Raw genomic sequence first — 19,640 nt, forward strand, 5'->3', positions numbered from 1 at the left:
CATATTCGTCATTATGGTGCGGTCAATGTCACCGTTATTGGCAGATTATCACCATTCGTATTGGTTAGTATGAGTCTAGCCGTATCACCGGACACAGCATCGGCTCTAAAGTAGAAGTAAACCGCATCACCACTCACGCCACTTGTTTCGAGCATTGTCTCACTGTTAAGCAGAATTTTATCCGGATCTTGTATCTGGGTTATCTTCCACTCCCATATTCCCGGATTGCCCGAAGTAAAGACAATCTTGCGACGTCGCATATTTCCGGTTCCATTATCGTTGCTGTCCAACTCTACGTTCGAGGTCAGCCACTCTCCGTCTTCTCTCCACTGGCTCAACAGTACATGGTGCCGCAAATTACCGGCATTGATATAAAAGCCTGTTTCCCGCTTAGTTCCGGTTCCTGAATTAAATCTGGGCATCACAACCTGGATATTATACGTATACACTCTTTCTGAAAGGGATATCTGAGTCATATTAACTGTCGGCCACGTATCCATGGTACTTTTGTTTAATGACGCCCCCGGCAGAAATCCTGTATCCGGATTAGCATCATAATTCGTTTTCACTTCTATATTGACAGTGACCCCATCACCAGCCGTCTGTACCTTGGTCTGCGATAATTTGAGATAATACTGTTTATCGAAAATTACATTCACCTGGCTTTCCGTCCATTCAAGCGGGGTAGCTGAAAGCTGATAGGTTTCGTTGGATATCGTAAGATTGTAGTTGATGTACTCGCCCGATTCCCAAGAATGCGGATTCTTGGCGAGAATATCACTGAACAGGAATTCCCGATCGCCAAAGTTGGTGGTAACAACGATTTTGGCGGTTGCGGAGAAAGCGTCAGTCGGCAACATGAGGAATGTATCACCTATCAAGGTGGCATCTTCAGTAACTGTTTTGTTACCGGTGGGAGTAGAAGCGACCTTCCCGGTGGCGACATCGCTCCAGACAAACTTCGGTTTGCCGTTTTTCGTCGTGGTGGTCGGAATTTCAGTCATCGCAAGGTTACCGCTTTTTCCCACATTCTGGAATTCTATTTTCTCGATAGTCACCTCATTCGGTACAGGAGCTACTTTCTTGAATGTAAAGGTAACCTTGGTCAATGTGTGGTAGAAGTGTATATTCACACCTTCAACCCATATAGGGCCCGATATAGCCGCCAATACATCGACATGATTGGCGGCGGATTCATTCGCTGTATAATTCAGCACCATTTCTCCGGGATCAGTGAAACTCGCAGTAGGCGCATTCGCATCACTGTACGGATACCAGGAGAAGAACTTCATGCTCGCATTCAACAATCCGGGCCAATATTGCAACGGCGAGATGGTGGCTGTCAGGTCGGCGTTAACCGTAGCACTTGCATTGAAGTATGGTTGGGGAACAGAAGCATTGGGAGTCAGTGAACCGTAAAGACCGAAAGTCTCTTCTTTCAGATCGGTATTCGAAGAGATTACCGTACCACGAGTGTAGACATAGCCGCCTTCTCCAATACGTTGCACAACAATTAATTCCTTATCACACGTCATCTCTTCTCTGACACACGAAAAGAGGACAGCCGAAAGGACAGCCATTGCCATAATCATCCTAATATTATTTATAGTCTTTATCATCTTACTTCTTTTCCGAAATTAAAAACAATCAGCGAAAGATATTACAAGTCCATATCCAAATCAATGTCTTGTCTTTCACCCCAATCTTCTACGCTTATCGTCAGTATCTGAATACCTATTTTTCCTACGCGTGCCGTTACCTGATACACGTTGTTCCGACGGATCTCCGTAAAAGGTTGCGCTGTCGGACTACCTGTGCCGTCAACCTTTGTTACGCTTTCAATTACTTTCCCGGTTATTCCGGTGACGTCCGAAGGCCCTTTCGGAACATTAGTCATACTGATAGACAGTCGGTCGGAATAATCCGACTTGAATAGGCGTTCGGCTGTGTAGAACGAGCAAAGCAACTTCCGGTTTTCAGCTCCGGGAGCCGATGAATATGCCCAAGTTTCTGTAGTCGCAGCCGTCCAGCTATGCGTTAATAAATTGCTTTCCGACACGTCTTCCTTCACCTTTCCGTAGTTTTTTGAAGAGTCGGCGTTATCACGCGTGCCGTTGCCCACATTTCCCATCACGAAATAGCTATCATGGGAAAAATTATGCAAGGTGACACTGGTGCTTCCGGCAGTATATCCGGTCACTGCCCCGCCGTCTATAGCTTCGATAAAGACATCTACCCGGGCTACGGCACGTTCGATCACCATTTGCACTGTTTTGGTTTCATCGGGTGCTATGGATATATCCCGGATCACTCCTGTCATAGGCATTCCGGTCGCCGAAATAATCTGCCCGTCATTATTCAGTATGCTGGAGATGTCGTAAATCATCTCTTGTAATGTCAAAAGATTAGCTATACCGTCAAGTTGGCTTGTGAGACTCTGCGGTTCGTTGGCAATAACTACGACCAGAATATCATTGCTGGAAGTCACTTCGAGAAGTTGCGCATCTATATCAGTAGCTGTCTCCGGAGTGCTCAACAGGATGTGTTCATTCACATCCAGCCTCACGCCACCGGGCGTACTGCCGAATACGATAAACCGCATGGAGTTTATCTTCTCCTGTTGTTCCACATCCCCATTGTTCACCAAGTCGATGCTAAGTTGCGCCCTGGTAGTATGGGCAGGCAACTCATAAGCCACATCAGCTTCTCTACTACATGAGAACAAAAGGATGGTGGATGCCAGATAAATGATATGTAATAGCTTTTTTCTCATTCTTAAACTTCCATCCCGTGGAGCCAATGAATCCAGGTCCCCACGACAATACCAATTTGAAGGAATCCTCCTCCGGGTTTTTCAACAACTGTAAATATCAGGTTCCATTCACTCTGCCTGTCAAGATACTCCTGAAAGGGAAGTTCCGTTCCGTCGTAACGGGAAACCGGCCGGGCAATGCTCAATAGTGTCATCAGATTGTAGCTCCAGACTTCGGCTTCGGTATTCGCATCCCTTATAATAAACTTATAATCCCATCCGCTCCTGTTGAGCAAACGCATCGTATTCAGGCGTGCAGACATAACCACATCGGATATTTCACCCGGACCTGTATAGTAAGGCACATAAGTAACCGGCCCTTGTCCTGTGGGTTCGTTTTCCCAGGAATAAACCGCATTTTCCGGTGCCTGAATTTCAAATGTATATTGTGTGCCATCCACTTTATTTTCCTCATATCCCATTAACGCGAGATTAAACCGATTGGTGTCACGTATCAGGTTCACCGGATAAATTTTATGGTTGGTATTGGATGGCAGGGTGGTCCACTTCCACAACTTCTCCGAAGTAAAGATGCTGAAATTCGAAATTAACAACACCCATCTCCCGCTTCAGGGATACAATGACTTGTTGGAGGGTGGTTGTTCCCGGCACCAGTTTATTACCTGCATTGTCCGAAAGCCGGAATCTGTCAGACAGACTTCCGACGGTCAGTACTTTATAACTTCCGAAATCGAGCTCGTCGGTCAACGACATCCGGCTTCCACCAACCAGCGCAGCAACCTCGGCACTTTTGGTGAAAAGCAATTTATCATCGCTGTCGAACACAAGTACATCCACCGATTTAACCTGCGGATTAAATGCATCCGCATATTCCATATTGTAGTCGAATACAAATTCCAACCAAAGCTCGCACCGTGGCAGGTCTTCGCGTATACTGTCGCACGAAGCCATACATAGCATCGAAGCAACGATAAGGAACAGCGATTTAGTTTTTCCGAACATATCTTTTCTTTTAGGGGCAACCCTATCGGTTTGCCATTTTATATTGTCAGAGATCTCTATTTTGTGACCTCCGGTTATTTCCTCTTTTTGGGGCGCGCTTTGCATTTCATTGCATCTCGGATGCGCCGGTATATTTCAGTGCTGTTTTTGGGAAGCCTGTCACCGGCTTGTTTTTACTTTTTTCGGCGGTCTGTTCCGTACGGAATATCTATTTTAAAAGTACAGGGCAGGCAGTCCGCACTGCCCTGTTTTCTTTGAAAGTAAAGAATTTATTTAGATTTCGAAATTTGTAGTCCAGTATATCCACGGAGCAACTTTAATCTCAAAATGGAGATAGGCACCTTTCTTATCGATATCTTCTTCTTCATCCGGATCTTCGGGACCACCACCAGGATACCACGGTGTACCGTTACCATTCACCTTTGTCAGCGTAAGCGTATAATAGTTATTACGTACTACACCGTATTTCCCATACTCCATGTAAGAATTGGCTGCATTGTCATGACGAATCTCATAGTAGTAATAGTTGAGACTCTTTGGATACCAATAGATGCAACCTTCTTTTTTACACAGTTCACCACCATTCTGAATGTTGTTGTCGTCAAGAATAGCCTGCGTAAGGGATGCAAAATCACCCGGATCATTGGCGGTAAGTTCAGATTTTATCTGAGTATAGAACAGTTCGCATGCCGAAACTAAAAGTTTCTCCTGGGCGGTCATAGGGTCTGAGGCTGTTTCTTTAGCTTTGGCAGGCGTATAAGCAGCCAGCAAGTCGGCAAAACTCTTGAAGTTTACAGAGTTAGTTCCGTTAGGAAGACGATACCAGTCATTTCCTAAAGTAAATTCACCAGACTTCCAAGGTGCATACTGTCCCTTAAGTACCAGACGCGTAGCCGCACCGAACTTCTGATATCCTGCGGCCATCGTATTCTCGATACAGTATTTGTAATTATCACCTGCAGTCGCACTTTCAGCAACCCATTCCACCTTAGGTTCGCGAGTTGCAGCATCGAGTGTATTCTTAATAATGCCTGTAAGATATTCGGTTCCACCCGCAGTCGTAAAGTTCGGGTCGACTGTATAGAAGTTACTTTTGTAAAATCCGGTAGTATGAGACGATGCTGTGGTAGTCTTCTTTGCAAAAGGAAAGAACAGGGAGTTGTAGTAATCTATAGTCCAATTTCCAAAATCAAACTGTCCTAGACTTGCATTTGTTCCATCTTCAAAAGGTCCAACTGCTAATGGACTGCCAATCATAACCTCCAATTTTGCAGCAAGGCGTTCTATCTCAAGGGTAGCCGGATTACTTTTCGCTGCATTCTGAGCTTGCGCTTCCGATTTATAGTCGCTGACCAAAACAATCTTATCCGATACATCAAGCAGACATTCATCCTCCCATGCATGATTGGATGGATCTGAATCGGAATCATCGTAGAATCCGACATTAATCATTGCACAACCATTGGAGTGTACAACCTCCTCTACCAGATAAGCATTGTTGGGCTTAGTATTGTTTTCAGGAACTGTAATCATTCCATTGATGGTAGCATAGGTTGCACCCGCTGAAAGATTATCCAAGCGATCCTTTAATTGGTAACCTGGATTGGCAATAACAAGCAAATACTTAGTATTCGGATCCACTTTAACCGGAGTATTCGGAGTCGTAACTCCACTATTTGTTCCGAAAGAACTTGATCCCAATACCGTGGCATACTTAGTTGCCTTTTCATCCTTAGTCACCACCTTACTCGCATTGAACGTAATCAAATAGAGCTCATTAATCGCACTTTCCTCCTCTAAAGCCGTCTGTTCACCAGAAGCACGTGAACCAGGCACTTTGGGATTAGTCAGACTAATTGATACGTAAGCTACATCATAACCTGCTCCCCCTTCAACCTCCGGATTTTCCTCCAGATTCTCATTTGAACAACTTGCCAGTGCCGCAACAGCCAGCAATGAAACTAAAATTGATTTAATCTTTAGCATAATACAAAAAAATATTAGAATTAATACTTATATAATTTCCCACTTAATCAGTAAGTTTTACTTACCATTCTTTTTCATTTTAGCAGCATTAGCCTTCTTCCTGACTAATTCTTCCAGATTGCCCCTAGCTGCATCCAGACCTGACTGCTCTGCAAACTTCAAATACTTCTTCGATGATTCATAATCTCCCTTCATTAACATTAATATTCCCATAGCATTATTATATTCCGGCAAATTCTTATTCGAATTCACCATGCCCAGATAACGTTCAGCCGAAACCAATTCATTGCGTGATAAAGCGGCAGTAGCAGCATTTATATTTGCAATCTCACTCTGCGGATACATCCGGACAGCCGTTTCGAACACATCAATAAATTCTTGCGAGCCTGTCGGATAGGTATTAGCTACCAGAAACATTTCATTCAAGCTCAAATTCTGCGGACGCGTCTTGATAATCTCTTTTGCTTCCTCCACACTAAAATCCCTCACTTCGTAATTCACTTTGCAGATAGCCACACGCAAACTTGGGAAAATATACTTCAACAAGTATCCGTAAGGCGTCCCTCCGTGAAGTTGCATCAGTTTTGTTTCTCTTCCTTTTTCAATAGGTATGTTCCTGATAATATCCAGCACTTCGTCTTTATATTCCAATTCGATTGTTTCAAGCGCCTTCTCCAGTCCGTCCCAGTTTTCACCTCCAAAGACAATGTAGTATTGGTTTCTCGGAAAATCGTATCTGTATGCCAGATAATCCCGGAGCGCCATGGCACGTCCTTCAGACAGACGTTTGTTCGCTGCCAATGTTCCTTCCGGAGACGCATAACCGATAATATCCAGACGGTTCACTTTCACATTCGGATCGGACTTCAGCTCATCGATCATCTTGCGGATTTTAGCCAGTTCCTGAGGGTTATTCATGTATTCGGGACGAATATTGACTTTATTCACCTCGAAATCCAGAAAACATTCTACTTGAATATCCCGTTGTTTGATTTCTTCCGCTTTCGGTTGCAGATAAGCAAACTGAGGAACCACTACATAAGGCGTCCATACACGTTCCAACGTCACTTTGCCAAATTCCTCGATGTTCATTAATGCCGTTTCACCGCAACCACATTCGTCACGCTGCATGTCCAGACGCGCATCCTTCATCCATGATTCGAACGGAACCAGATATTGATACCGAATCGTATCATTTCTTAGTTTTCCGGCTTTTTCCACTATATACGGCTTCTCATAGCTTCTCTTCTCCTTGGCGCTCATCAACGCAAGCCCACGCTCATACGCCAAATACTCGTCACGACCTTTAATAGAAACTTTCGGAAGATTCAGAGTGCGTCCGGAAGTCACCAGCCGCGGAATTAAATCCATTCCCCGGGCAGATTTCACTTTCACATTATTCAAAACAAAATCTATATCGACATGAATAAAATCACCTTTCTGTTCCAACCGCACCGGATTCACGGTAATGCCACCTTCGTAAGAGCGGGATTGAGCCATAGCTGTGTTTATATTCAGGCTGCAAACCACCAACATACACACAAGGAAACCTATATTTCTTATTATCATACTCCTTATTATTTAAAATTACATAAATAAGTGACACACTTGCTTTGGTAGGTCCGAAATAATTTTTGCTGCTTTCCTTCAATCTCGTACCACAGGTAGCGCAAGGATACTTGTCATATACAATGTGCGCATATCCCACTCCGACAGACGTTTCTATACTCCAGCGTTTTTTCAGAATCCACGAATATCCTACGGAAAAGCCACCGCCATAAAGATATCCCTGATAACGCGTATGCTGCATATTGTCACTGATAAAAGACCAGTCGGGCCACCCTCCTACATTGAAATCGGCATAATGTCCGTGCATTCCGATAAATATACGGCGAAAACTCTCACAAAACCAGTAACGAACTTCGGGTTGTATCCCCCAATGACGGAGGCGTTTGCCGTCGGAAAGTTTCCACGGATTATAATTGACCGGAATGTCCAGCGTCCATTTACGCACCAGTCCGATCTCCAACCCCAAATTCATGGTAGTGGTAGCGTCATACAGCAGATTGCTTTTCAACGCAACCTTCTGGGCATAACCCTCGGAAATAGCACATCCGAGCATGAATAATATGAGTATAGCAACTTTCTTCATTTATATCACATTTACTGTTATTTATTGCCCCAATTGAGTAACATCTATTTTTATGCGTTGCACATTACTGATGCCCGTTTTAACGGAAGACGCCATTGTTGTGAGATGTACGATTCCGTTTCTGGAATCCGCCTCTATATTGGGCAATACCTTAATATATATCTTACCGTCTTCAACGATAATGCGTTCTTCTCCTGTATGTTCCTCCGGCATTACGGAAGAATACAGACGGATCCAATTTTTAGCACTTTCATCCACTTCGCCCGTAAGGCAGAAATAATTGATTTCATATACCTCCGAATTTGAATTTTCAGTAGGCATGAGCTGAAGCGTACTTCCCGCAGCAGGAACAGCTTTCCTTTGTCTAATATGAACTTCTTTTTCCAAATTTCCTGTTTTTAATGTTAGATATACATCATCCTGTCACCTGTTTCTCTTTGTCCTTCTTCATACCACATCAACCAGTCAGAGTCCCCCACTGTTACCTATGGTTACCTATGTTATCACTAGACCAACGGAAGTGACTATCGGTATCTTGTAATAAGAGTCTTGACTTTTGTAAGTCCCTTGAATGTTCAGACAGGTGTTGTTCTGAAGCCGGACTCATACATAATATAATTCATGGGAATAGTTTCTTGAATGTCACTATAAGGCAGAGAGCCAAGCAATGGATTGCTCAATGGTTTAATCAACAACCCGGCATATATATCCGCACAAGTTGTCACCTCTGGCGTTAATTGGATGAGAGTGCCGGTCACATTCAACTCCTGCACACACCCCACCACAGATAATAAAGAAATCAAATATAAAAAACAGGTTGTAAGTCTTGTTATTTCTCTCATTAATTCTCTAATGTACTTTCTTCTACTTCTCATATATCTCTCTTACTTCTCTTTTTGCTTTTCTCTCAGGACAATATTTTTTGTCCAAATCTCATATTGCAAATTTCGGAATATTAAAGGAGATACAAAATTGTATTCATTTCTGTTACAGAGAATCAACTTAGAATAAAGGGGCTAATTATGTAGGTAGCGAACAACAAGGTTACGAAATTCACAACAAAAATACTCAATATCCTCATTTCTTTCGATATGCGAACATTTTAAAATTCCCAAGTTTCTTTCGTAAAAACTTGGACAATAGAGGGAAGTTATAGTTTTTCGTGTCATTTAGACACAACTTAGGCACAAATTAGACAGAATAACTAGCTGTTTTATACAACAAAATAAGCTAATAACTTGTATAATTTGTGCCCAAATGACAAAATGCTCAATTTCTGTATATATATAACTATCAGATTATAAGGTTTTACGCTCAGTTTCCGTAGGTGCCACCTCATCAGGAATACTGAATTCGCGATTAGCAAACAGATCAGCAAGTCCTGAAATTTGTTTCAGGCGCAACAATTCATCACGATCCATACCAATATTTTTCATTATCCATTGATCGGACATACCTGCCTTATCAAGCTCCGCAACAATGTTGCACATCAATTCAATGTTATGCATTCCACGCGCACGGTTGTGCCGGATTGTTGAACTCATACGGTTAGACAAGTCTTTGTCTATCACCACAATCGGCAACAAACCGTTTTCACGCTTATAGATTCGTTGGGAAGTTTTCAATACCGTATAGCGATGGTAACCATCCACCAGGATATAACGGTCTTCATCTTTATTGTAGTAACATACACATGGCATCGTAAAGCCATCTTCCCAAATAGAAAGTTCCAGCAACTTCATTTCAGGCGGTGCAACGACATTCGGATTATAATCGTTCGCATATACTTTTTCTACGGGTACCGCTTTTACCTCGTAAACAGGGCTTTTATCTACACTCATGATACTATGATTCTATATTGTTCCATAATTTGACTTCTCTTACTCATCTCCTCCTTTGTAGGTGAGAATCCCATATATTTGCAGGCATGGTCATTCTTAAGAATACAAACGCACATTCGCTTATACGTGGGTATTTCTTTGAATTCCGGAATGTCAATATCATCCTGATATTCCATACGTACCGGTTTTTTCAACGTTTTGTAGTTACTGTTGTCCATAACGATAATCGGTACTTTCGCATCAATCAGCTTCTGGATGGTGGCATCACTCAGGCATCCGCCTTTTGTCCGCCAGAAATTCACGCTCACTGAAAGTTTCCGTAGATAATTCTTCCTCGCCCGCTCCGGCAGAGTAGACAACAAAAAATACATAAACTCGCGCCATGTATATCCTTCGGGAAGTTTCACCGATTGCCATCCCATTGCATGAGTACCACCATACATACCGGTAAAGTTCACACCGTTCACCCTTCCCACCATTTTACCCCAGGTATTAGGATCAAGCACCCGGTAAAGCTGCAAGCTCTCTTGTGCCTCATTAATAAAGGGACTTGCTACACGCTGACGCTCCAGATTGACTCCGGCACGATAATAAAGATCGTATAAAACATTATAATCCCACTGGAATTTTCCATTGGCAGTCCATACATCCGTTGTTTTCCAGTCATAAATAGGGTAGGCATTATAAATATCATTCCCTACTTTTGAAGTCCATTTATATTTATGATACATCTGGAATTTACGGCTCATATAGATACATCTCCACCGATTGAAACTTTCCTGTGTACGAATCCCGATCAGACAACAAGTGCGCACTGCATCTTTTTTATTATGTATCCATTGCGCAAAACGCATCTGAAATTCATAATCCCACATGGTTGTATTATAAAAAGGAAAATCTTCTTTGGTCATTGCCTTTTTCGGCATGGAACGAACCCATATATTCTTTTTGCTGTCTTCCCACGGACGCCAAAAAGATTGATACATCGAGGTGCAGGTAGCCACACGGAAAGGGATGCATACCCGGTATACATCCAAAATATCCTTATTGGCCTCCAGCATCCGGTCTACATAGTCGATGGTCATTTTATACTGGATCTCATAATCCATGTGAAAAACTCCCAAACGTACCTTCAGGTTATTCTTCCGGATATAATCGATACACATATTCAGCAGTACCCCGCTGTCTTTACCTCCGGAGAATGACACATATATATTATCAAATTCATTAAATATAACTTTCAGTCGTTCTTGTGCTAATTCATATACATTCTTTGTGCCTGCTATTTTCTTTTTCGTCATAAGTTATCTATACATTTTTACATACCGTGTCCATTTCTTGTCCATCGATACAAATTCAAACTTTTCAAATGTTCCTTTATCTTGTACCAGTGTGACCGAATTGAGCAACCAACTCTCGGGCCTAAATTCCGCAACGATAGCGGGCAACAGATGTGACAGGATTTCCTCCCGTACGGTGCCTTCTGCCTTCACATAATAATTATTGATTACAGCTTTCTTCCGGCTTTTCTGTTCCACGGGGACGAAGCCCACCACTTCTTTATCTTCAATCGCAATGAACCACACATACTCTTCGCCCGTCTTGAAAGGGTAATTATTGTTTGCGCGTATCACTTCGGGATCCATCACCATCGGCGCTAAAAGCCGATATAAGTGTTTGTCTTTTCCTTTTAATCGTATTATCTGTATCATATCATTCAAAAATGGACACACAAAAATAAGGAAAAAATATCAAATTCGTCATTTCTGTTCCTAAAACATTTGTTTTTCACACTATTATCTCTATATTTCGATATTTTTGAAATCACCCATACGCCATTCCTCTTTCACGTTTAAAGTAAGTCAGTATAGTTGCAAAGCTTAAATATTCCCGTCCAGGAGTATGCAACCGACTTTTAAACTGATAGTAGGCAAAGATGACTTCGCATGCCAATTTATATTTGAAATGCAGCTTTAAACGGTGCTGCAAAAACTCAAACACCCGGCAGAGATATGCAAACACCTCCTCCACCCTAGCATTTGGAATCACTCGTGGCGCACGATTTACATCCGCTATATGCTCCATCTCATTAAGCACATATTCCAGTTGCTCAATTTCCTCACCGGTGTTTTGCATTGTACACTTCATTTGTTCTATTTTCTCTCCCTGATGGATGTACTGTTTTCGCTTTCGTTGTAAACGATCTTTTATTATTTCTATTCCTTTCAACATTATAAAATTTAGTTATATATAAATGGTTTGATATTACTGATTATTAATCGACAAAACTGCCATATAAAATCTAATATCGAATGCAAATATAGAAAAGATTGTTTAAATAATTAGATTTTTATTTAAAAATATTCATACTTATTTTACATTTAAATTACCAGCATCAGAAAAACGTTTTTTTCATCCAATGAAACGAGTCATAATTTTGCGGCGTACTAAAATATTTTAAACAATGGATAATCAATCTTTTGACTGGCTGCTTCACGGTTGCCACGTACTATCCGAGATGGCAGTGGCTTATTTTCCCAACTATCAGGATAACTGATACAGACGATACGCTGGCAAATGCCCATACCCTCCTCGACCGATTGGAAAATGAATGTGGTACTGCCGAACATCTCTGTTCCACGTCACAACTCATAGAGGACACTATAAGTTGATAGAGGCCCGCATGGCCAGCAACAAGAACAGTGCTACAGGACTGACTACTGGATTTGCCGACCTTGACCGGGTGACATGCGGCTGGCAACCCGGTGAGGAGATCGTTATTGCCGCCCGTCCTGCGGTAGGTAAAACAGCATTTACACTGCATCTGGTACGTACTGCAGCTTCTGCCGGTTATCATATCGCTGTGTATATTTTCACATATACAATATTTTTCTTGATGAATAACTGACTATTACCATACATTACCGATGGCAGTATGGATTTAGAAGAACACACATTTGCAAGTCATCAAGAAAATCTTGAACCTGCAAGACAAGAAAGGAAGCGAAAATATGATTTGCATAAAATTTAAATAGTCTCTAACCAATAAGTCATCTTTATACAATGACGAGTTGTTTGACAAACTTCGTAGTTAGCAATACCGGAGCAACATTCACAATTACCTATGAATCAATTATTTACAACAACTCATTCATTTAAACAAAAATTGCCTGCTAAAAATTTAGACAAAATTTGGTCAAATATTCCTTTTTATTAATTAAAAAGGCTACAGTTTCACAAACTACTATTGGAATTCGGTCTCTTTTCCATATATTTGCGCCCGCATTTTTGATTTTCGAATGAACCTCCTTATTCAATTTACCAAAACTAGATAAAACGAATGGAAAAAATAAACGCAGTAATTACAGGAGTCGGAGGATATGTACCCGATTACATCTTGACCAATGATGAGATTTCCAAAATGGTAGATACTACCGACGAATGGATTATGGGGCGTATTGGTATTAAGGAAAGACGTATTTTGAAAGAGGAAGGACTGGGAACTTCTTACATAGCTCGTAAAGCTGTCAAACAGTTAATAAAACGCACCCGAACAAATCCGGATGATATTGATCTGATAATTGTAGCTACAACAACCCCTGACTACCGCTTTCCTTCCACGGCTTCTATTTTATGTGAAAGACTGGGACTGAAAAGAGCTTTTGCTTTTGACATGCAAGCTGTTTGCAGCGGTTTTTTATATGCACTGGAGACTGGAGCCAATTTTATCCGTTCTGGAAATTACAAGAAAGTGGTAGTTGTAGGCGCTGAAAAGATGTCGTCAATAATAAATTATGCCGACCGGGCAACTTGTCCGATTTTCGGTGATGGCGGAGCAGCTGTCATGCTTGAACCTACTACTGAAGATTTTGGCATTATGGATGCTGTGTTAAGAACAGATGGTAAAGGATTGCCTTTTTTGCACATTAAAGCGGGTGGCTCTATATGTACTCCTTCTTATTATACATTGGATAATCAAATGCATTATATCTATCAGGAAGGACGTACTGTATTCAAATATGCAGTATCCAACATGGCTGATGCCTGTGAATCTATCATTGCAAGAAACCATCTAAGCAAAGAAAACATCGACTGGGTAATTCCTCATCAGGCTAATCAACGTATTATCACCGCCGTAACACAACGTTTGGAAGTTCCTGTCGAAAAGGTCATGGTCAACATCGAACGATACGGTAACACTAGTGCCGGCACTCTCTCACTCTGCCTCTGGGATTTTGAAGATAAATTCAAAAAAGGAGATAACCTAATTCTTACTGCATTTGGAGCAGGATTTGCATGGGGAGCCATCTATGTGAAATGGGGATATGATGGAAAAAAGAGATAGCGATTATTCGCTATCTTCAAAATAAAAAATCCTCTGATTTTCAGTAAATCAGAGGATTTTTTATTTCCTAATGCGGTGCGTACGGGACTCGAACCCGTGACCCCATGCGTGACAGGCATGTATTCTAACCAACTGAACTAACGCACCAAAATATTCACTTTAGCATCTCTCTCGATTGCGGATGCAAAGGTAGATATTTTTTTGAAACCTGCAATAGCTTCAGTATCTTTTTTCTGAAAAAGTGGGTTTATTAAGAATTATCGTGTACATTTGCAGCTACTAATAAAATAGAAAATAGAATGAAAAATACACCAATTGAACGACATCTGATTGACGAAACCATCAATGAGTTTCAAATTGTCGATTTTTCCAAAGCTACCATTCGTGAAGTGAAAGCTATTGCTTCAAAAGCAGAAACAGCATCGGGAGTTGAATTTATCAAAATGGAAATGGGTGTTCCGGGACTTCCTCCTTCCGCTGTAGGCGTGAAAGCGGAAATTGAAGCATTACAAAATGGCATTGCCAGTCTATATCCCGACATCAACGGATTGCCGGAACTAAAGAAAGAGGCATCCAACTTTATCAAAGCATTCATCAACGTAGATTTAAGTCCGGAAGGTTGTGTGCCTGTCACTGGTTCCATGCAAGGTACATTCGCTTCATTTCTTACTTGCAGCCAATGTGACGAAAAGAAAGATACGATTTTGTTTATCGATCCAGGGTTTCCGGTACAGAAACAGCAGTTGGTTGTAATGGGGCAAAAGTTTGAAACATTTGATGTGTATGACTACCGCGGAGAAAAACTGAAAGAGAAACTGGAAAGCTATCTGAAAAAAGGAAATATATCAGCCATCATTTATTCAAATCCCAATAATCCCAGCTGGATTTGCCTGAAAGAAGAAGAATTGAGGATTATCGGTGAATTGGCAACACTGTATGATGTGATTGTTCTGGAGGATTTGGCTTATTTTGCCATGGACTTCCGCCAAGATTTAAGTAAACCGTATCAACCTCCTTTCCAGCCATCAGTTGCCCATTATACGGACAATTACGTATTGCTGATTTCCGGCTCAAAAGCATTCAGCTACGCCGGGCAACGTATTGGGGTAAGTTGTATCTCTGATAAACTATACCACCGAAGCTATCCGGGACTGACCAAACGATATGGTGGCGGAACTTTCGGAACGGTTTTCATTCACCGTGTGCTTTATGCGCTTTCTTCAGGAACTAGTCATTCTGCACAGTTCGCCATGGCCGCCATGCTGAAAGCTGCCAACGAAGGACAATATAATTTCCTTAACGAAGTGAAGATATACGGTGAAAGAGCACGGAAATTAAAAGAAATCTTCCTCCGTCACGGTTTTCATCTGGTATATGACAACGATCTGGGCGAGCCGATTGCAGACGGATTTTATTTCACCATCGGTTATCCGGGAATGACCAGTGGCGAACTGGCGAAAGAATTGATGTACTACGGAGTCAGCGCTATCTCATTAGTAACTACAGGAAGCCATCAGGAAGGATTGCGCGCGTGTACCTCTTTCATTAAAGACCACCAATATGCTCAACTGGATGAAAGAATGAAACTATTTGCTGAAAATCATCCGATAGCCTGATTATTTGACATAAGATATTCATAAAAGCCATTCTTAAAATGAAAAAAAACGGAAAGAACGATTGTTATTCCGTTTTTTTTCTTACTTTAGTGGCATGAATATCGACTCTGACATATTTAAGATTCAATCGAATAATGTGTTGCCATCGAGAGGAAGGATTTTAATATCAGAACCTTTTCTACGTGACGCAACGTTTGGCAGATCCGTAATTTTACTGGTCGATCATACGGATGAAGGAAGTATGGGATTGGTTATCAACAAGCAACTGCCATTGTTCCTTAACGATATCATCATGGAATTTAAATACCTGGATGAGATTCCTCTATACAAAGGTGGACCTATTGCCACTGATACCCTATTTTATCTCCACACATTATCTGATATCCCCGGATCCATTTCTATCAGTAAAGGGCTTTATCTGAATGGAGATTTTGATGAAATAAAGAAATATATATTACAAGGGAATAAAATCAGTGAATGCATTCGTTTCTTCTTGGGATATTCCGGTTGGGATAGCGAACAGTTGAGCAACGAAATCAGAGAAAACACTTGGTTGGTGTCCGAGGAAGAGAAATCATATCTGATGAAAAACAATATTAAAGATATGTGGCGGAAAGCTTTAGAGAAGTTAGGCAGCAAGTATGAAACGTGGTCACGTTTCCCACAAGTGCCTACTCTCAATTAATTTCTCATTTCTTAGGATTCAAACATTGGAGAAGCAATGCATCTTTGTAACAACCCTCCACCTGCAACCAGTTTTTTAATAATCCGCATTGAACGAAACCACAAGAGGTGAACAGTTTTACACATACTTCATTATCCGTCATGACATGTGCATAGAGTTGACTTAAAGACAGAAAATCAAAAGCATATTCACAAAGCAATTTCAATGCATCAGTAGCATAACCTCGTTGCCGATAATCCTTATGGACGGCAATCCCTACTTCTCCCCGCGAATGAAGGGGTACAAAATCTGTTATATCAATTGTGCCGAGTATACACTGGTCAGATTTGCGTACAATCATCAGCCGCAATTGCTTATCGGCAAACACATCGCACTGTGAGCCTTCGATGTATTGACGAAGCACATAACGGGAATAAGGAACCGTAAAATTACTAATATCCCACATTGAAGGGTCATTTTCCATCTCGTACATAATGTCCATATCTTCCGGTTCTACCGCACGAAGATAGATACGCTCGTTCATCAAGAAAGACTGTCTCATAGCTTTTCTTCTTTTGCAATGTGAAGTTCGTTACGCAATCTCTTCTCACTGGGCAGGCAGAAAAGTGACGCCGTGAGGCCAATCAGCATACAGAGGTTACCCGTACTGCTCAACGTCAGGTAGTAACACAAAAGGTTCACTACAATAGCTACTTCAAGCACTCCCAAGCGAACAATGTTCCATTGCACATATCGCTTCAAGGCAAGCGTGATAGTCATGTGATCTATCTTTTTCTTAAGCACCAAGCTAAATAATTTGAGAGAAAGAGGCACACACAAAGCAGTGAGCAAAATGCCGACCGTCTCAAAATAATAGGTAGCTGATGCGTTATCTACCAAACCTCCTACGGGAAAAAGTTCAAATTCTCCTGCCCCAAGCAAAAATGCCGGGAGCACCCAAAAGAAAACATAACTGATATTCAAATTTCTGACAGCTCGTTTTATCTGTTCTTCCATGTTCGTTCTTAAATGATTAATAATGATTATACAGTTCCGGTAAAAAGCGTCCGGTTCACAATACTGCGTCCTAAAGTTACTTCATCGGCATATTCAAGTTCATCACCAACCGATATGCCACGGGCTATCACACTTAGTTTAACCCCTAGTTTATCCAGCTTGCGATAGATATAGAAGTTGGTAGTATCCCCCTCCATCGTAGTGCTCAATGCCAGAATAACTTCTTTGATTCCACCTTCAGCCACCCGCTGCACCAGGCTTTCAATTTGAAGGTCACTCGGTCCGACTCCGTCCATTGGAGAAATAACCCCACCCAAAACGTGATAAAGCCCGCGATACTGCTGGGTTGCTTCCACCGCCATTACATCACGGATATTTTCCACCACACAGACAGTGGAAACATCCCGTTGCGGATTAGCGCAAATCTGGCAAGTTTCAGTATCGGATATATTATGACACACTTTGCAGTATTTCACCTCACGTTTCAACGTTATGATAGAATTTCCGAAAGCTTCCACCGTAGCCGTATCCTGACGGAGCAGATGCAGAACAAGCCTCATAGCCGTCTTACGCCCGATACCCGGAAGTTTGGAAAATTCGCCGACTGCCTTTTCAAGCAGTATAGAAGGATATTGTTGGTTCATAGATAATATTTGCTGTTCTATCGATAAAACCTTGCAAAGATACAGATTATTGTTTTTAATACCTACAAAAATTGCTACCTTTGCATCTGTTATGATGATACTAGTCACTATTCTTTGCTACTTCGCGGTATTATTACTAATAGCCCGTATCACCGGACGTAAGGGCGGATCGAATGCAGCGTTCTTCAAGGGAGAGAACCAATCACCTTGGTATATAGTCTCTTTTGGAATGATTGGCGCCTCTATCTCCGGAGTCACTTTCGTCTCTGTACCGGGAATGGTGCGCGGAATGGATATGACGTATATGCAAACGGTACTCGGATTTTTCTTCGGATACATGGCCGTAGCCCATATCTTACTTCCTTTATATTATAAGTTGAATCTGACAAGTATCTACGGATATCTCGGCACCCGCATCGGGATGCGTGCCTATCGCACCGGTTCCTTTTTCTTTCTGCTGTCACGCATGTTGGGAACCGCAGCCAAACTTTATCTGGTATGCCTCATTCTCCATACGTATGTATTTCAGGAAATGCACGTTCCCTTTTGGCTGATTGCTGTCGGTTCGGTTGCATTGGTATGGATATATACTCATAAAAGCGGAATAAAGACCATTGTGTGGACAGATACCTTACAAACATTTTGCCTGATTGCCGCTCTGATTTTTATCATCTATTTTACGATCCAAAGATTAGACCTTAACTTCAGCGGCATTGTGCAAACAATCCAAAACAGCGAACACAGCCGTATTTTTGTATTTGACGACTGGGTATCCCGACAGAACTTCTTCAAACAGTTCTTCAGTGGTATCTTCATCGTCATCGTAATGACCGGACTGGATCAGGATATGATGCAAAAGAATCTTTCTTGCCGGAACCTCCAGGAAGCACAAAAAAACATGTACTGCTACGGTTTCTCATTCATTCCGCTAAATTTCCTTTTTCTATGCTTGGGAATTCTATTAATAGCGCTAGCGGGACAGATGCACCTCGAACTGCCAGCCATGAATGATGATATACTACCCATGTTTGCAGCCCAAGGTTATCTGGGACAATCCGTATTGGTACTTTTTACAATCGGTATTATCGCAGCAGCTTTCAGCAACTCGGATTCCGCCCTGACAGCCATGACAACCAGTGTATGCGTAGACCTGCTGAATACGGAAAAAGACACAGAAGAAACGGCACGTCGCAAAAGAAGCAAAGTGCATTTATCGTTATCAGTCTTATTGGCATTCTTCATCTGCCTGGTAGAAATACTTAATAATAAGAGCGTTATTGACGCCATATATATCATCGCCTCCTACACATACGGCCCCCTGCTTGGAATGTTTGCTTTCGGACTTTTTACACGCAGGCAAACGAACGACCGGTGGGTTCCTCTCATAGCCATCCTTTCACCACTGATCTGCTATCTTGCCGACTGGTGGATTGAAAAAGAAACCGGATATAAATTCGGTTATGAATTGCTAATGTTAAATGGAACGCTTACCTTTGCGGGGTTAATTTGTATGTCTAAAAAAGGGAAAACGCTGAAAGTACCATGAAAACAGGTACTCCGAAGTTTATAATAAATAATGGCAGAGTTTATTATAAACTGC

Annotated in this window: 18 protein-coding genes, 1 tRNA gene and 2 pseudogenes; 5 read left to right on the plus strand and 16 right to left on the minus strand. The window is 41.8% G+C overall.

The window, feature by feature from the left end; all coding sequences use genetic code 11:
* Positions 1-11: 11 nt before the first annotated feature.
* The 12 genes and pseudogenes from AB5217_RS03585 to AB5217_RS03640 all read right to left on the minus strand — a co-directional run bounded on the left by AB5217_RS03585 (position 12) and on the right by AB5217_RS03640 (position 11,986).
* The gene (locus AB5217_RS03585) at positions 12-1,619 is read right to left on the minus strand and encodes a fimbrillin family protein (RefSeq protein ID WP_032845049.1); all 1,608 of its coding nucleotides are present in this window, start codon (positions 1,617-1,619) and stop codon (positions 12-14) included.
* 41 nt (positions 1,620-1,660) lie between these two features.
* The gene (locus AB5217_RS03590) at positions 1,661-2,773 is read right to left on the minus strand and encodes a hypothetical protein (protein WP_008775792.1); all 1,113 of its coding nucleotides are present in this window, start codon (positions 2,771-2,773) and stop codon (positions 1,661-1,663) included.
* A 2-nt stretch (positions 2,774-2,775) separates the two neighbouring features.
* Positions 2,776-3,775: pseudogene (locus tag AB5217_RS03595) on the minus strand (FimB/Mfa2 family fimbrial subunit).
* A gap of 273 nt (positions 3,776-4,048) precedes the next feature.
* Complete coding sequence (locus AB5217_RS03600; RefSeq protein WP_032845050.1) at positions 4,049-5,761, minus strand: Mfa1 family fimbria major subunit; 1,713 nt, start codon at positions 5,759-5,761, stop codon at positions 4,049-4,051.
* A gap of 57 nt (positions 5,762-5,818) precedes the next feature.
* On the minus strand, positions 5,819-7,330 hold the full coding sequence (locus tag AB5217_RS03605) for a DUF3868 domain-containing protein (RefSeq protein WP_008640570.1): 1,512 nt from the start codon (positions 7,328-7,330) through the stop codon (positions 5,819-5,821).
* A 16-nt stretch (positions 7,331-7,346) separates the two neighbouring features.
* Positions 7,347-7,913, minus strand: a pseudogene (locus AB5217_RS03610) (DUF3575 domain-containing protein); the annotation flags it as partial.
* 21 nt (positions 7,914-7,934) lie between these two features.
* Positions 7,935-8,300 carry a hypothetical protein gene (locus AB5217_RS03615; protein WP_004300437.1) on the minus strand — a complete coding sequence of 122 codons (366 nt, stop codon included), beginning with the start codon at positions 8,298-8,300 and terminating at the stop codon, positions 7,935-7,937.
* 188 nt (positions 8,301-8,488) lie between these two features.
* On the minus strand, positions 8,489-8,788 hold the full coding sequence (locus AB5217_RS03620; protein WP_004318544.1) for a hypothetical protein: 300 nt from the start codon (positions 8,786-8,788) through the stop codon (positions 8,489-8,491).
* A gap of 423 nt (positions 8,789-9,211) precedes the next feature.
* Positions 9,212-9,754, minus strand: a complete 543-nt coding sequence (locus AB5217_RS03625) for an IbrB-like domain-containing protein (protein ID WP_004300435.1) — start codon at positions 9,752-9,754, stop codon at positions 9,212-9,214.
* A complete protein-coding gene (locus AB5217_RS03630) occupies positions 9,751-11,055 on the minus strand; it encodes a DUF3440 domain-containing protein (protein ID WP_004300434.1) in 1,305 nt (434 codons plus the stop codon). Before AB5217_RS03630 ends, AB5217_RS03625 begins: the two co-directional genes overlap by 4 nt.
* 3 nt (positions 11,056-11,058) lie before the next feature.
* Positions 11,059-11,466 carry a hypothetical protein gene (locus AB5217_RS03635; protein WP_004300433.1) on the minus strand — a complete coding sequence of 136 codons (408 nt, stop codon included), beginning with the start codon at positions 11,464-11,466 and terminating at the stop codon, positions 11,059-11,061.
* A gap of 112 nt (positions 11,467-11,578) precedes the next feature.
* Positions 11,579-11,986, minus strand: coding sequence for a hypothetical protein (locus AB5217_RS03640; RefSeq protein ID WP_004300432.1), 408 nt, complete (start codon positions 11,984-11,986; stop codon positions 11,579-11,581).
* A 451-nt stretch (positions 11,987-12,437) separates the two neighbouring features.
* Between AB5217_RS03640 and AB5217_RS03645 the strand changes: the two genes are divergently transcribed.
* Entirely contained in the window at positions 12,438-12,662 is a 225-nt protein-coding gene (locus AB5217_RS03645) for a DnaB-like helicase C-terminal domain-containing protein (protein WP_004308201.1), read from the plus strand.
* 432 nt (positions 12,663-13,094) lie between these two features.
* Positions 13,095-14,099 carry a beta-ketoacyl-ACP synthase III gene (locus AB5217_RS03650; RefSeq protein WP_032844515.1) on the plus strand — a complete coding sequence of 335 codons (1,005 nt, stop codon included), beginning with the start codon at positions 13,095-13,097 and terminating at the stop codon, positions 14,097-14,099.
* 73 nt (positions 14,100-14,172) lie between these two features.
* Here AB5217_RS03650 and AB5217_RS03655 read toward each other — a convergent pair.
* Positions 14,173-14,246: transfer RNA gene (locus AB5217_RS03655), tRNA-Asp, on the minus strand.
* 152 nt (positions 14,247-14,398) lie between these two features.
* Here AB5217_RS03655 and AB5217_RS03660 point away from each other — a divergent pair.
* Positions 14,399-15,715, plus strand: coding sequence for an aminotransferase class I/II-fold pyridoxal phosphate-dependent enzyme (locus tag AB5217_RS03660; RefSeq protein ID WP_004300428.1), 1,317 nt, complete (start codon positions 14,399-14,401; stop codon positions 15,713-15,715).
* A gap of 94 nt (positions 15,716-15,809) precedes the next feature.
* Entirely contained in the window at positions 15,810-16,400 is a 591-nt protein-coding gene (locus AB5217_RS03665) for a YqgE/AlgH family protein (RefSeq protein ID WP_008775855.1), read from the plus strand.
* 4 nt (positions 16,401-16,404) lie between these two features.
* Here the strand turns inward: AB5217_RS03665 and AB5217_RS03670 are convergent, their stop codons facing one another.
* From AB5217_RS03670 to recR, 3 genes are read right to left on the minus strand one after another with little or no spacing between them, the layout of a single operon-like run.
* Positions 16,405-16,941, minus strand: coding sequence for a GNAT family N-acetyltransferase (locus AB5217_RS03670; RefSeq protein WP_004311640.1), 537 nt, complete (start codon positions 16,939-16,941; stop codon positions 16,405-16,407).
* Positions 16,938-17,396, minus strand: a complete 459-nt coding sequence (locus AB5217_RS03675) for a hypothetical protein (protein ID WP_004311639.1) — start codon at positions 17,394-17,396, stop codon at positions 16,938-16,940. Before AB5217_RS03675 ends, AB5217_RS03670 begins: the two co-directional genes overlap by 4 nt.
* A 26-nt stretch (positions 17,397-17,422) precedes the next feature.
* Positions 17,423-18,040, minus strand: coding sequence for a recombination mediator RecR (gene recR, locus AB5217_RS03680; RefSeq protein WP_008775856.1), 618 nt, complete (start codon positions 18,038-18,040; stop codon positions 17,423-17,425).
* A 91-nt stretch (positions 18,041-18,131) separates the two neighbouring features.
* Here recR and AB5217_RS03685 point away from each other — a divergent pair, with 91 nt between their 5' ends.
* Entirely contained in the window at positions 18,132-19,586 is a 1,455-nt protein-coding gene (locus tag AB5217_RS03685; RefSeq protein WP_022199365.1) for a sodium:solute symporter, read from the plus strand.
* Positions 19,587-19,640 lie beyond the last annotated feature (54 nt).

This window comes from Bacteroides sp. MSSM.1001136sp1_RTP21357st2_D2_RTP21359_211015 (assembly GCF_040913205.1).
In the GTDB taxonomy this organism is placed as follows: Bacteria; Bacteroidota; Bacteroidia; order Bacteroidales; family Bacteroidaceae; genus Bacteroides; species Bacteroides ovatus.

Excerpts from the sequence above, each read along its gene's own strand:
- AB5217_RS03665 (WP_008775855.1), top strand. The coding sequence starts at position 15,810 with ATGAATATCGACTCTGACATATTTAAGATTCAATCGAATAATGTGTTG.
- AB5217_RS03600 (WP_032845050.1), bottom strand. The coding sequence starts at position 5,761 with ATGCTAAAGATTAAATCAATTTTAGTTTCATTGCTGGCTGTTGCGGCA.
- AB5217_RS03605 (WP_008640570.1), bottom strand. The coding sequence starts at position 7,330 with ATGATAATAAGAAATATAGGTTTCCTTGTGTGTATGTTGGTGGTTTGC.
- AB5217_RS03625 (WP_004300435.1), bottom strand. The coding sequence starts at position 9,754 with ATGAGTGTAGATAAAAGCCCTGTTTACGAGGTAAAAGCGGTACCCGTA.
- AB5217_RS03650 (WP_032844515.1), top strand. The coding sequence starts at position 13,095 with ATGGAAAAAATAAACGCAGTAATTACAGGAGTCGGAGGATATGTACCC.
- AB5217_RS03685 (WP_022199365.1), top strand. The coding sequence starts at position 18,132 with ATGATGATACTAGTCACTATTCTTTGCTACTTCGCGGTATTATTACTA.
- AB5217_RS03670 (WP_004311640.1), bottom strand. The coding sequence starts at position 16,941 with ATGAGACAGTCTTTCTTGATGAACGAGCGTATCTATCTTCGTGCGGTA.
- AB5217_RS03590 (WP_008775792.1), bottom strand. The coding sequence starts at position 2,773 with ATGAGAAAAAAGCTATTACATATCATTTATCTGGCATCCACCATCCTT.
- AB5217_RS03675 (WP_004311639.1), bottom strand. The coding sequence starts at position 17,396 with ATGGAAGAACAGATAAAACGAGCTGTCAGAAATTTGAATATCAGTTAT.
- AB5217_RS03620 (WP_004318544.1), bottom strand. The coding sequence starts at position 8,788 with ATGAGAAGTAGAAGAAAGTACATTAGAGAATTAATGAGAGAAATAACA.
- AB5217_RS03630 (WP_004300434.1), bottom strand. The coding sequence starts at position 11,055 with ATGACGAAAAAGAAAATAGCAGGCACAAAGAATGTATATGAATTAGCA.
- AB5217_RS03640 (WP_004300432.1), bottom strand. The coding sequence starts at position 11,986 with ATGTTGAAAGGAATAGAAATAATAAAAGATCGTTTACAACGAAAGCGA.
- recR (WP_008775856.1), bottom strand. The coding sequence starts at position 18,040 with ATGAACCAACAATATCCTTCTATACTGCTTGAAAAGGCAGTCGGCGAA.
- AB5217_RS03635 (WP_004300433.1), bottom strand. The coding sequence starts at position 11,466 with ATGATACAGATAATACGATTAAAAGGAAAAGACAAACACTTATATCGG.
- AB5217_RS03585 (WP_032845049.1), bottom strand. The coding sequence starts at position 1,619 with ATGATAAAGACTATAAATAATATTAGGATGATTATGGCAATGGCTGTC.
- AB5217_RS03660 (WP_004300428.1), top strand. The coding sequence starts at position 14,399 with ATGAAAAATACACCAATTGAACGACATCTGATTGACGAAACCATCAAT.
- AB5217_RS03645 (WP_004308201.1), top strand. The coding sequence starts at position 12,438 with ATGGCCAGCAACAAGAACAGTGCTACAGGACTGACTACTGGATTTGCC.